The 13,535-nt window shown below is 50.0% G+C and carries 10 protein-coding genes; 6 read left to right on the forward strand and 4 right to left on the reverse strand.

Annotated elements, in window-relative coordinates; genetic code table 11:
- Both malY and malX read right to left on the reverse strand, forming a co-directional pair.
- Positions 1-1,173 carry a bifunctional maltose regulon transcriptional repressor/cystathionine beta-lyase MalY gene (gene malY, locus FEK50_RS11965; RefSeq protein WP_131161927.1) on the reverse strand — a complete coding sequence of 391 codons (1,173 nt, stop codon included), beginning with the start codon at positions 1,171-1,173 and terminating at the stop codon, positions 1-3.
- A gap of 9 nt (positions 1,174-1,182) precedes the next feature.
- Positions 1,183-2,775: a PTS maltose transporter subunit IICB gene (gene malX / locus FEK50_RS11970; protein WP_131161926.1), complete on the reverse strand. Its 1,593-nt coding sequence runs from the start codon at positions 2,773-2,775 to the stop codon at positions 1,183-1,185.
- A gap of 174 nt (positions 2,776-2,949) precedes the next feature.
- Between malX and malI the strand changes: the two genes are divergently transcribed.
- The 6 genes from malI (at position 2,950) to uidC (ending at position 10,547) form a co-directional block, all read left to right on the forward strand.
- On the forward strand, positions 2,950-3,978 hold the full coding sequence (gene malI, locus FEK50_RS11975) for a mal regulon transcriptional regulator MalI (RefSeq protein ID WP_131161925.1): 1,029 nt from the start codon (positions 2,950-2,952) through the stop codon (positions 3,976-3,978).
- A 111-nt stretch (positions 3,979-4,089) separates the two neighbouring features.
- Positions 4,090-4,857 carry a 7-alpha-hydroxysteroid dehydrogenase gene (gene hdhA, locus FEK50_RS11980; protein ID WP_131161924.1) on the forward strand — a complete coding sequence of 256 codons (768 nt, stop codon included), beginning with the start codon at positions 4,090-4,092 and terminating at the stop codon, positions 4,855-4,857.
- Between the two features lie 232 nt (positions 4,858-5,089).
- Positions 5,090-5,677, forward strand: a complete 588-nt coding sequence (gene uidR, locus FEK50_RS11985) for a DNA-binding transcriptional regulator UidR (protein WP_130209345.1) — start codon at positions 5,090-5,092, stop codon at positions 5,675-5,677.
- A 384-nt stretch (positions 5,678-6,061) separates the two neighbouring features.
- Positions 6,062-7,873 (forward strand): beta-glucuronidase, encoded by a 1,812-nt coding sequence (gene uidA / locus FEK50_RS11990; RefSeq protein ID WP_130209343.1) that lies wholly within the window; start codon positions 6,062-6,064, stop codon positions 7,871-7,873.
- Complete coding sequence (gene uidB / locus FEK50_RS11995; protein ID WP_130209341.1) at positions 7,870-9,243, forward strand: glucuronide transporter; 1,374 nt, start codon at positions 7,870-7,872, stop codon at positions 9,241-9,243. Before uidA ends, uidB begins: the two co-directional genes overlap by 4 nt.
- 38 nt (positions 9,244-9,281) lie before the next feature.
- Positions 9,282-10,547, forward strand: coding sequence for a glucuronide uptake porin UidC (gene uidC / locus FEK50_RS12000; RefSeq protein WP_131161923.1), 1,266 nt, complete (start codon positions 9,282-9,284; stop codon positions 10,545-10,547).
- Between the two features lie 44 nt (positions 10,548-10,591).
- Here uidC and FEK50_RS12005 read toward each other — a convergent pair whose 3' ends face one another.
- Both FEK50_RS12005 and manA read right to left on the reverse strand, forming a co-directional pair.
- Entirely contained in the window at positions 10,592-12,100 is a 1,509-nt protein-coding gene (locus FEK50_RS12005; protein WP_131161922.1) for a YdgA family protein, read from the reverse strand.
- Between the two features lie 100 nt (positions 12,101-12,200).
- Positions 12,201-13,376, reverse strand: a complete 1,176-nt coding sequence (gene manA / locus FEK50_RS12010) for a mannose-6-phosphate isomerase (RefSeq protein WP_131161921.1) — start codon at positions 13,374-13,376, stop codon at positions 12,201-12,203.
- Positions 13,377-13,535 lie beyond the last annotated feature (159 nt).

A 13,535-nucleotide genomic window follows, 5' to 3' on the forward strand; every position in this document is an offset into this window, starting at 1 on the left:
TTAGCGTACAGCTTGGATGGCGTTAATTAATCCAGCGACACCTTTTTCCAGTTTAGAACGTGGGCATCCGGCATTGAGCCGAACAAAGCCACGGCCTTCTTCACCGTAGGTATATCCTGGCATGATTGCCACTTTTTCTTGTTCAATCAGGGCTTTTTGCAACGCGTTGTCATCAATGTTCAACGGACGTAAATCAAGCCATGCGAGATAAGTGGATTGGGGAATCTGCCAGTTGAGTTCAGGGAACGCGGCGTTCATCGTCTCTGCGATATACGTCAGGTTATCTTTCAGATAAACGCGTAAGGCATCAAGCCATGGCGCGCCTTGCTGATAGGCGGCGATATGGGCGGTTAACGCCAGTACCGCAGGGGAGGAAAGCCCATCACGGCTTTTCAGGGCCGATAAATACGCTTCACGGCTGTCGTTATTTTCAATAATCCCGTAAGCCCCGGTCAGAGCCGGAATATTGAAACTTTTCGAACCAGAAGTCAGTAGCGCCCAGTCGCCGCGAGCTACATTGCTCCAGGGAATATGCGGTTGCTCGCCCCATACCATATCCATATGGATTTCATCGGAGATAACGCGCACACCATAGCGTTCGCACAGGTCAGCCATTGTTTCCAGTTCATCGCAAGTCCAGACTTTACCTGTAGGATTCTGAGGGCTACACAGGAGCATAATTTTACACTCCGGTTTCGCCAACACGGCTTCCAGTTTACCCATATCGCAAAACCAACCATCAACCCGCTTCTCTAAAGCAACGGGCATCACGGTGCGCTGATTACCTTCAATGGCTTTGTAAAATGCGTCGTAGGCCGGGGTATGGATCACCACACCTTCACCGACAGCGGACCACTGACGAATCAGCTCCGACACCATATAGATAACGGAAGGGCCATATACCACCGACTGCGTATCAATGGCGGTGTAATGCTGTGTGGAAAACCAGTGGGCGATAGCCGCGAGAAATTCATCGTTTTTCCAGCGACTGTAGCCAAACACGCCGTGCATCAGGCGCTGGTTCAGCGCCTCGATAATGCAGGGAGCGGTGGCAAAATCCATGTCTGAAATCGTGAACGGTAACAGGTCAGCAGTGCCGAAACGGTCAGCGACATAATCCCACTGTGTGCACCATGTGCCATGACGATCCACGACCTTCGAAAAATCGAACATATCTTATCCTTATGCCTGAACAGTACGCATCAGACCGGCCATTTCATCTTTGACTGACTGAACTTGCGGCCCGATAACAACCTGCAGGTTATGTTGATTAAGTTGTACTACGCCAATTGCCCGATTGTCCTTCAGTGCCTGCACATTAACAAGGGACATATCTTTCACTGACAAACGCAGACGAGTAATGCAGTTATCGAGGCTGACAATATTATCGGCACCGCCTAAGGCTTCGAGGATTGCCGGAACGTTGTAACCTGATTTACCTGGCGTACCGGCAACGGCTTTTTCGATTGAGCTGGCAATTTCGCTATCGCGGCCAGGGGTTTTCAAATTGAAGCGGGTGATAGCGAAACGGAAGATGACGTAGTAAACAACAAACCAGATTGCCGCCACCACTGGCACCATGTACCACTTGGTTGACAGTCCATGCAGAATACCGAACACCACAAAGTCGATGATATTGCCGTCGGTATTACCGATGGTGACACCGAGCACGGACATGACGGTGAAGCCGAGGCCGGTTAACAGCGCGTGGATGACGTACAGAACTGGCGCTACGAACAGGAACAGGAATTCCAGCGGTTCGGTAGTGCCGCCAACGACACAGGCGATCAGGCCAGAAATCAGCAGACCTTTAATTTTATGGCGATTTTCCGGGCGCGCACAGTGATACATAGCTAACGCTGCACCTGGCAGACCGCCGAGGAATGCAGGCATTTTGCCCTGCGAGAGGAAACGCGTGGCGCTTTCAGAGAAACCGTGAGTGGTCGGGCAACTCAATTGCGCCTGGAAGATGGTTAGTGCGCCGCTGACGGTTTGACCGCAGACTTCCTGCGTGCCGCCTGCGTCGGTAAAGCGAATTAATGCCACCAGAATGTGATGCAGACCAAATGGTAACAGCAGACGCTCACCCGTACCAAACAGCATAGGTCCGAAATCACCCGCGCTGTTAATCATATGGCCTAATCCACTAATGCCCATGGCGAAGATCGGCCAGACCAATGGAATCACCAGACCGACAAGGCCCATCACCAGCGAGGAGATGATTGGCACGAAGCGCGTACCGCCGAAAAACGCCAGCGCATCCGGGAGGCGGATATTATGGAAACGCTCATGCAGCATCCAGACGATAATACCGGCGATAACTGCACCGAGGATCCCGGTGTCGATCGACTGGATCCCAAGAATGCTTTGAATGTTATTGGCTTTCAGCACGGCAGCATCGGTGGTCGGCAGAATGCCTTTATTGGTCAACCAGAAGTTCACTGCCAGGTTCATCACTGCGTAACCAACAAAACCAGCGAACGCCGCGACGCCTTTGTTTTCGCGCGCCAGACCCAGCGGAATGGCGATACAGAACATCACTGGCAGGAAACTAAACGCGAACGAACCAACCTTACTCATCCAGGTAAAGATGGCCTGCAGCATAGGGTTACCCAATGCCGGGATCAGTGTGATGACATCGTGACTACTAAGGGAACTGCCAATCCCCAACATAATGCCGCAGAACGACAGTAATGCGACAGGCAACATAAAGGTTTTGCCTAGCTGCTGGAAGAATTCCCACAGTGTGACTTTTGGTGCTGCTTTCGCCGTCATAAAACGACTCCTCGTAGAGAACAATCTGGATTCAGTAAATTGCGCGAGAAGATAAAACGTTTTATCAAATTTTAGTGAGGCATAAATCACATTACGCAACGATAATAGCGGGTATAAGATAAATAAAAGGTAAAACGTTTTATCTGTCACAAAATCAGGGAGTAGGTCATCTGCATGGCTACCGCCAAAAAAATCACCATTCATGATGTTGCGCTGGCTGCGGGCGTGTCGGTCAGTACTGTTTCGCTGGTGCTAAGTGGCAAAGGGCGAATATCTACCGCTACAGGAGAACGTGTTAACGCCGCCATTGAAGAACTGGGGTTTGTGCGCAATCGCCAGGCGTCGGCACTACGCGGCGGGCAGAGTGGTGTGGTTGGCTTAATTGTGCGTGACTTGTCTGCGCCGTTTTACGCTGAATTAACAGCCGGGCTGACGGAGGCACTGGAAGCGCAGGGGCGAATGGTTTTTTTGCTCCACGGCGGTAAAGACGGCGAGCAACTGACCCAGCGCTTTTCACTGCTACTGAACCAGGGCGTCGATGGCGTCGTCATTGCCGGTGCGGCGGGTAGCAGTGATGACCTGCGGCGCATGGCAGAAGAAAAAGGTATCCCGGTGATTTTCGCTTCCCGAGCCAGTTATCTTGATGATGTTGATACTGTTCGCCCGGATAACATGCAGGCAGCGCAGTTATTGACGGAGCATCTCATTCGCAATGGACACCAGCGTATTGCCTGGCTGGGAGGGCAAAGTTCCTCTTTAACCCGTGCGGAACGAGTGGGTGGCTATTGCGCGACACTATTAAAATTCAGCCTGCCGTTTCACAGTGATTGGGTACTGGAGTGTGCCTCGAGTCAGAAGCAAGCTGCGGAAGCCATTACGGCGCTTTTGCGCCATAACCCGACCATCAGCGCCGTGGTTTGTTACAACGAAACCATTGCAATGGGGGCATGGTTTGGCTTGCTGAAAGCTGGACGACAAAGTGGCGAAAGTGGCGTCGATCGTTACTTTGAACAACAGGTTTCACTGGCGGCATTTACCGATGCGACGCCAACCGCACTTGATGATATACCCGTTACCTGGGCCAGCACGCCTGCGCGGGAACTTGGTACGACACTTGCGGATCGCATGATGCAAAAAATCTCCCATGAAGAGACGCATTCACGTAATCTTATTATTCCCGCCCGGCTCATTGCGGCGAAATAATCCTCTCTTTATCTGCTATACCTGGTAGTGTCCTTTCCTCAAGGTTAATGATAAAAAATGTGGCACACAGGCGGTGCCTTTTATTTTTACTGAAGTTCACAGGAGGTTTATGTGTTTAATTCTGACAACCTGAGACTCGACGGAAAATGCGCCATCATTACAGGTGCGGGTGCAGGTATTGGTAAAGAAATCGCCATTACATTCGCGACAGCTGGCGCATCTGTGGTGGTCAGTGATATTAACGCCGATGCAGCTAATCATGTTGTAGATGAAATTCAACAGTTGGGTGGGCAGGCATTTGCCTGGCGCTGTGATATTACTTCCGAACAGGAGTTATCTGCTCTGGCAGGCTTTGCCATCAGTAAGTTGGGCAAAGTTGATATTCTGGTTAACAATGCTGGTGGTGGTGGTCCTAAACCGTTTGATATGCCAATGGCGGATTTCCGCCGCGCTTATGAACTGAATGTGTTTTCTTTTTTTCATCTGTCACAACTCATTGCGCCTGAAATGGAAAAAAATGGCGGAGGCGCTATTTTGACCATCACATCTATGGCGGCAGAAAATAAAAATAAAAACATGACTTCCTATGCGTCATCTAAAGCTGCGGCCAGCCATCTGGTCAGGAATATGGCGTTTGACCTGGGTGAAAAAAATATTCGGGTGAATGGCATAGCGCCTGGGGCAATATTAACTGATGCCCTGAAATCCGTTATTACACCAGAAATTGAACAGAAAATGTTGCAGCACACGCCAATCAGGCGTCTGGGCCAACCGCAAGATATTGCCAACGCGGCGCTATTCCTCTGTTCACCAGCTGCCAGCTGGATAAGCGGGCAAATACTTACCGTCTCCGGCGGTGGGGTACAGGAACTTAATTAATACGCTAACAGGTCGGTAAACAACCGAGTGAGTGTTGTTTACCGACACCGCTTGTCGAGTAGGGAAAACCTCCGCCAGATAACTGGTAGCCAAATTCCGCCTGCTGGTTGACCAATTGTCGTGCAAATAGTAAACGAAACGGGTGTACCTTCGCACAATTCAACTGCAATGATAGGCGCTCACCGGACAACGCGGTAAACTAGTTATTCATGCTAACTATATTGGTTTAACGATGGATAACATGCAAACTGAAGCACAACCGACACGGACCCGGATCCTCAATGCTGCCAGAGAGATTTTTTCAGAAAATGGATTTCACAGTGCCTCAATGAAAGCCATCTGTAAATCCTGCGCTATCAGTCCCGGGACGCTTTATCACCACTTCATTTCGAAAGAAGCCTTGATTCAGGCGATTATTCTCCAAGACCAGGAGAGGGCGTTGGCCCGCTTCCGGGAACCGATTGAAGGGATCCATTTCGTTGACTATATGGTCGAGTCGATAGTCTCTCTCACCCATGAAGCCTTTGGACAACGAGCGCTGGTGGTCGAAATTATGGCAGAAGGGATGCGCAATCCACAGGTTGCCACCATGCTTAAGAATAAACATCTGACCATCACGGAATGTATTGCCCAGCGCATGAGGGATGCCCAGCAAAAAGGCGAGATAAGCCCTGACATTAACACGGCAATGACCTCTCGTTTACTGCTGGATCTGACCTATGGCGTGCTGGCCGATATCGAAGCGGAAGACCTGGCGCGAGAAGCGTTATTTGCCCAGGGGCTGCGTGCGATGATTGGCGGTATCTTGACCGCATCCTGATCCTCACTTTCTGCGGGCCGGTGAAGAGAGTGCCCGCGTTCAATGCCTCAACACAGCTGAACAAAAAACGTTCTCACCTGGTCGAAAAATCCCACTAAAACATTCGTCGAAACCATATGTCATGGGAATTTATCGTTTTATAAGCAATCGAACGAGCGTTCGATTGCTTATTTTGTGTCTTCTGTCAACGCTGTTTTAAAGATTAATGCGATCCATATCACGCTGTGGGTATTGCAGTTTTTGGTTTTTTGATCGCGGTGCCAGTTCTTTTTATTTCCATTTCTCTTCCATGGGTTTCTCACAGATAACTGTGTTCAACACAGAATTGGTCAACTAATCAGATTAAAGGTTGACCAGTATTTTTATCTTAATGAGGAGTCCCTTATGTTACGTCCTGTAGAAACCCCAACTCGTGAAATCAAAAAACTCGACGGCCTGTGGGCATTCAGCCTGGATCGGGAAAACTGTGGAATCTCTCAGCGTTGGTGGGAAAGCGCATTACAAGAAAGCCGGGCAATTGCTGTGCCTGGCAGTTTTAACGATCAGTTCGCCGATGCAGATATTCGTAATTATGTGGGCAACGTCTGGTATCAGCGCGAAGTCTTTATACCGAAAGGTTGGACGGGCCAGCGTATCGTCCTGCGTTTCGATGCGGTCACTCATTACGGCAAAGTGTGGGTAAATAATCAGGAAGTGATGGAGCATCAGGGCGGCTATACGCCGTTTGAAGCCGATGTCACGCCGTATGTTATTGCCGGGAAAAGTGTACGTATTACCGTTTGTGTGAACAACGAACTGAACTGGCAGACTATCCCGCCGGGAATGGTGATTACCGACGAAAACGGCAAGAAAAAGCAGTCTTACTTCCATGATTTCTTTAACTACGCCGGGATCCATCGCAGCGTAATGCTCTACACCACACCGAACACCTGGGTGGGCGATATCACCGTGGTGACGCATGTTGCGCAAGACTGTAACCACGCGTCTATTGACTGGCAGGTGATGGCAAATGGTGATGTCAGCGTTGAACTGCGTGATGCAGATCAACAGGTTGTTGCAACTGGACAAGGTACCAGCGGGACTTTGCAAGTGGTGAATCCGCACCTCTGGCAACCGGGTGAAGGTTATCTCTATGAACTGTGCGTCACAGCCAAAAGCCAGACAGAGTGTGATATCTACCCGCTGCGCGTCGGCATCCGGTCAGTGGCAGTGAAGGGCGAACAGTTCCTGATCAACCACAAACCGTTCTACTTCACTGGTTTTGGTCGTCATGAAGATGCGGATTTACGCGGTAAAGGATTCGATAACGTGCTGATGGTGCACGATCACGCATTGATGGACTGGATTGGTGCCAACTCTTACCGTACCTCGCATTACCCTTACGCTGAAGAGATGCTCGACTGGGCTGATGAAAATGGCATTGTGGTGATTGATGAAACTGCTGCCGTCGGCTTTAACCTCTCTTTAGGCATTGGATTTGAAGCGGGTAACAAGCCAAAAGAACTCTACAGCGAAGAGGCCGTCAACGGGGAAACTCAGCAGGCGCACTTACAGGCGATTAAAGAGCTGATTGCGCGTGACAAAAACCACCCCAGCGTGGTGATGTGGAGTATTGCCAACGAACCGGATACCCGTCCGCAAGGTGCACGGGAATATTTCGCACCACTGGCGGAAGCAACGCGTAAACTCGACCCGACGCGACCGATCACCTGCGTCAATGTAATGTTCTGCGACGCTCACACCGATACCATCAGCGATCTCTTTGATGTGCTGTGCCTGAATCGTTATTACGGTTGGTATGTCCAAAGCGGCGATTTGGAAACGGCAGAGAAGGTACTGGAAAAAGAACTGCTTGCCTGGCAAGAGAAACTGCATCAGCCGATCATCATCACCGAATACGGCGTAGATACGTTAGCGGGTCTGCACTCGATGTACACCGACATGTGGAGTGAAGAGTATCAGTGTGCATGGCTGGATATGTATCACCGCGTCTTTGATCGCGTCAGCGCCGTCGTCGGTGAACAGGTATGGAACTTCGCTGATTTTGCGACCTCGCAGGGCATTATGCGCGTTGGCGGCAACAAGAAAGGGATCTTCACCCGCGACCGCAAACCGAAATCGGCGGCTTTCCTGCTGCAAAAACGCTGGACTGGCATGAATTTCGGTGAAAAACCGCAGCAGGGAGGCAAACAATGAATCAACAACTCTCCTGGCGCACCATCGTCGGCTACAGCCTCGGTGACGTCGCCAATAACTTCGCCTTCGCAATGGGGGCGCTCTTCCTGTTGAGTTACTACACCGACGTCGCAGGCGTCGGTGCCGCTGCGGCGGGCACCATGCTGTTACTGGTGCGGGTATTCGATGCCTTTGCCGACGTCCTGGCCGGGCGAGTAGTGGACAGTGTGAATACCCGCTGGGGAAAATTCCGCCCATTTTTACTCTTCGGCACAGCGCCGTTAATGATCTTCAGCGTACTGGTATTCTGGGTGCCGACCGACTGGAGCCATAGCAGCAAAGTGGTGTATGCATATTTGACCTACATGGGCCTCGGGCTTTGCTACAGCCTGGTGAATATTCCTTATGGTTCACTTGCTACCGCGATGACCCAACAACCACAATCCCGCGCCCGTCTGGGCGCGGCTCGCGGGATTGCCGCTTCATTGACCTTTGTCTGCCTGGCATTTCTGATAGGACCGAGCATTAAGAACTCCAGCCCGGAGGAGATGGTGTCGGTATACCATTTCTGGACGATTGTGCTGGCGATGGCCGGAATGGTGCTTTACTTCATCTGCTTTAAATCGACGCGTGAAAATGTGGTGCGTATTGTGGCGCAGCCTTCGTTGAAGATCAGTCTGCAAACGCTGAAACGGAATCGTCCGCTGTTTATGTTGTGCATCGGAGCGCTGTGTGTGCTGATTTCGACCTTCGCTGTTAGCGCCTCGTTGTTGTTCTATGTGCGCTATGTGTTGAATGATACCGGCTTGTTCACCGTACTGGTGCTGGTGCAAAACCTGGTCGGTACCGTGGCATCGGCACCGCTGGTGCCGGGGATGGTCGCCAGAATCGGTAAAAAGAATACCTTCCTGATTGGTGCTCTGCTGGGAACCTGTGGTTATCTGCTGTTCTTCTGGGTTTCCGTCTGGTCGCTGCCGGTGGCACTGGTCGCATTAGCCATCGCTTCAATTGGTCAGGGGATTACCATGACCGTGATGTGGGCGCTGGAGGCCGACACCGTAGAATATGGTGAATACCTGACCGGTGTGCGGATTGAAGGACTTACCTATTCGCTATTCTCATTTACGCGCAAATGCGGCCAGGCAATAGGAGGATCAATTCCCGCCTTTATTTTGGGATTAAGCGGATATATTGCCAATCAGGTGCAAACACCGGAAGTTATTATGGGGATCCGCACATCAATTGCCTTAGTACCCTGCGGGTTTATGCTACTGGCATTTATAATAATCTGGTTTTATCCGCTCACGGATAAAAAATTCAAAGAAATCGTAGTTGAAATTGATAATCGCAAACAAATGCAGCAGCAATTAATCAGCGATATCACTAATTAATATCCCATAAAAATAATCAGAACATCAAAGGTGCAACTATGAGAAAAATAGTGGCCATAGCCGTTATTTCCCTGACGGCTGCCTCTGGCCTTACCACCGCTTACGCTGCACAACTGGCTGACGATGAAGCGGGACTACGCATCAGACTGAAAAATGAATTGCGCAGGGCCGACAAGCCCAGTGCTGGCACGGGAAGAGACATTTACGCATGGGTACAGGGAGGATTACTCGATTTTAATAGTGGCTATTATTCTAATATTATTGGTGTCGAAGGTGGGGCGTATTATGTTTATAAATTAGGTGCTCGCGCTGATATGAGTACCCGATGGTATCTTGATGGTGATAAAAGTTTTGGCTTTGCCCTGGGGGCAGTAAAAATAAAACCCAGTGAAAATAGCCTGCTTAAATTAGGTCGCTTTGGAACAGATTATAGTTATGGCAGCTTACCTTATCGTATTCCGTTAATTGCTGGCAGTTCGCAACGGACATTGCCGACTGTTTCCGAAGGGGCATTAGGTTATTGGGCGTTAACGCCAAATATTGATCTGTGGGGAATGTGGCGTTCACGAGTATTTTTATGGACCGATTCAACAACCGGTATTCGTGATGAAGGGGTTTATAACAGCCAGACGGGAAAATACGATAAACATCGCGCACGTTCTTTTTTAGCCGCCAGTTGGCATGATGATACCAGTCGCTATTCTCTGGGAGCATCGGTACAGAAAGATGTTTCCAACCAGATACAAAGTATTCTCGAGAAAAGCATACCGCTCGACCCGAATTATACGTTGAAAGGGGAGTTGCTCAGCTTTTACGCGCAACTTGAAGGGTTAAGTCGTAATACCAGCCAGCCCAATGAAACGGCGTTGGTTAGTGGACAATTGACCTGGAGTGCGCCTTGGGGAAGCGTATTTGGCAGTGGCGGTTATTTGCGTCATGCGATGAATGGAGCCGTGGTGGACACCGACATTGGCTATCCCTTTTCATTAAGTCTTGATCGTAACCGTGAAGGAATGCAGTCCTGGCAATTGGGCGTCAACTATCGTTTAACTCCGCAGTTTACGCTGACATTTGCACCGATTGTGACCCGCGGCTATGAATCCAGTAAACGAGACGTGCGGATTGAAGGCGCGGGTATCTTAGGTGGTATGAACTATCGGGTTAGTGAAGGGCCGCTACAAGGGATGAATTTCTTTCTTGCAGCCGATAAAGGGCGTGAAAAGCGCAACGGCAGCGCGCTGGGCGATCGCCTGAATTACTGGGATGTGAAAATGAGTATTCAGTATGACTTTATGCTGAAGTGAGAAAAAACGCCGGAGTGAAAATTCTCCGGCGTTTTGGCCGTGAATTACTGCTGCGGAATTGCCGGTACAGCCGGAACGTTAAGAGCTGGCATCGCAAACATGCCAACAAAATCTTCTAACGACATTTTCTGTCCGTTTAACGTGATCTGACCGTTAGCATATTGCAGGCTGGTGGTGATGGTATTGTCCTGCAAGGTGGTCAGACGGAACATCTGCCCCATTGCTGACGCACCTTCAACTTGCTGTTTCGCCAGTTTTTTCGCTTGATCTTCCTGATATCCTTCCAGCTTCGCTACCTGAGTCATCAGCTCAGTTGCCATATCGACGGGAATGGTCAGTTTCGCATCCAGAGATTTAACCGAGCGGTCCACTTCCTGCGCCAGCGTTTGCGGCGCTTCTTTAGTCGTTGCCGGATCTTTCAGGAACAGCGACAGATTCAGCGCACTTTCACCCTGACTGTTTTTCCAGCTCAGTGGTGCGATAGTAATCACCGGATCGCCTTTCAACATCAGCGGCAGGGCGCTAAAGAAGGCTTCCGTCACTTTCTCCTGATAAAGTTCGGGATTGTTGGCAATTTCTGGCTGTGACAGCAGCGCCTGAGTTTGCGCGTTATATTGCTGGCTAAACTGATGCCAGGCTTCGCCATCAATTTGGCCGACTTTTAAAGTCAGCTTGCCACTGCCCAGATCCTGATTCTGAACCTTCAGGCTATTTAGCGAGTAATCCAGTTGGCTATTGATCGTTTTCCCGTCATTGACCAGATCCGATTTACCGCTGATCTCCATGCCTTCCAGCAATGCCAGCTCTTTGCCTTCCACTGAAATGGTCATTTTTTCCAGCGAGACTTTTTGATTGCCCACGCGTTCACCAAAACTTGCCAGTGAGCTGGAACCGTCAGTTTTCAGATTATTAAAGGTCAACTGCACTTTCTGGTTGTATTCGTTAACCGCATCCACCCGACCGCTTTGTGCTTCCCCTGACAGGGAGATGGCTTTGCCGTCTCTGTCTGCATTTAACTGGAACTTGCCGCCGCTAAAGGCGATTTTTTCATCCTTTTGCTCGTAATTCAGTGGCTTGAGCGAAATATCGGAACTGGAATCACCGCTGTAACCAATGCGGGAGTTAATCTCAAAAGGCGTTTCACCTTTTGCCATATCAAACAGTGGTTTGCTTACTTCATTATTGACCAGCGTGGTTTGAATTGATGCCATCGACGGAATCAGGTTCAGTTTTTTAAGCTGGGCAAGGGGGAAGGGACCATGATCAACCGATTCGTTGAAGATGACGCTCTGACCGCTTTTAATCCACGGATTTTCTTTCCCGGCAATGGGTTTCACCACCAGTTGCAACTGGCTGCTGAATACGCCGCGATGATAGTTTTGATAACTCACTTCCAGGTTGGATTCAGGAGCTGTTAGTTTGAGTTGCGCGTTCGCCTGCGCGACCATGTCTTCGAGATGGGTTTCAATCTTCTTGCCTGTGTACCATGCGCCGCCTGTCCAGACTACGCCGAGCGCAACAATGACGCCTACCGCTACCAGCGATTTATTCATAATGATTATCCATAAAATAAAATCAGGCGGACTGGCCGCCTGAAGGTGTTATAAGCCTTTAATAAGCTTAGCAAGAGATGTTAATTTTTTCAGTAAGCTCTTACAGCTTGTTGTAAACACGGGCTAAACGGCCGTGGCCTTTGACAGTCACCGGTGACTCGTTGGCGGCAATAAACGCTGATTCACCCGGTTTAAGCTGTAACTGCTGAGAACCTTTACACAGCGTTGCATCGCCCTCGACGCAGAACAAAATGGCGGCACTTTGCTGGCTGATGGTGGTTTCTTCATCGCTAAGGTCATGCAGCGAGAAGGCAAAATCATCAACCGGAATCGGGAAGTCCAGCTCTGAGCCTTGTTTCACCGGCTGGGTCAACAATTGGTTAGCCGGTTTGGCTTCGAACTTCACGTTGGCAACCAGCTCTGGAATATCAATGTATTTAGGCGTCAGACCCGCACGCAGCACGTTATCGGAGTTCGCCATCACTTCCAGTGCCACGCCTTGCAGGTAAGCGTGCGGTGTTTCAGCGAACAGGAACATCGCTTCGCCAGGATTCAATTTGACCACATTCAGCAACAGCGGGGAGAACAGACCGCTGTCATCCGGGTAAAATTCAGAAATTAAACGGATCGTTTGCCATGGTTCGCCCTGCTGACTGTCGAGCGCCGATTTTAAAATCGCCAGCGCGCGGGATTTTTCTTCACCCTGCATATTTAACAGGCTGGCAAACAGTTCGCTTAAACTTTCGGCATTGGGCTGCTGCAAAAAGTGAGCAATGGCCGGATGTGCGCCCGCGACTGGCTGAAGCAGGGAGACAATGTCGGAAAACTCACGAAATGCGTTCATCGCGAGGAAAGGGGTCAGGGCGAAAACCAGCTCAGGCTTGTGATTAGGATCTTTATAATTACGCTCGGCGGCATTCATCGGAATACCGGCCGCATTTTCTTTGGCAAAACCGATTTCAGAATTGCGTTTGTTCGGATGCACCTGAATGGAGAGCGGCTGGGCTGCGCATAATACTTTGAACAGGAAAGGCAACTCGCCAAAGCGTTTGGCAACGGCATCTCCCAGCAGAGTCGCTTTATCACTCTCAATCACATCACGCAGTGAAACGATATCTCCTGCGGCATCGTGCACCCGTGAACTGCTCTTTGGATGCGCGCCCATCCACAACTCGGCCATCGGCTGGCTGGACGGATTTTCCATGCCATAAAGTTCAGTCAACGCCGTTTTGCTGCCCCAGGCATAGTTTTGCACTGAGTTAATGAGTTTTTGCATGATCAATCCCTGTTTAGATGTGGAAATTAATCCCGCTATTAAAGCAAGAATCCTACGGGAAGTAACCTGGAGCTGCAAAAAGTCGTACTAGTCTCAGTTTTTGTTAAAAAAGTGTGTAGGATAATGTAACTCGCTTTTAACAGGGCAATGGAACACCCG

The organism is Escherichia sp. E2586, assembly GCF_005781105.1.
Classification (GTDB): Bacteria; Pseudomonadota; Gammaproteobacteria; order Enterobacterales; family Enterobacteriaceae; genus Escherichia.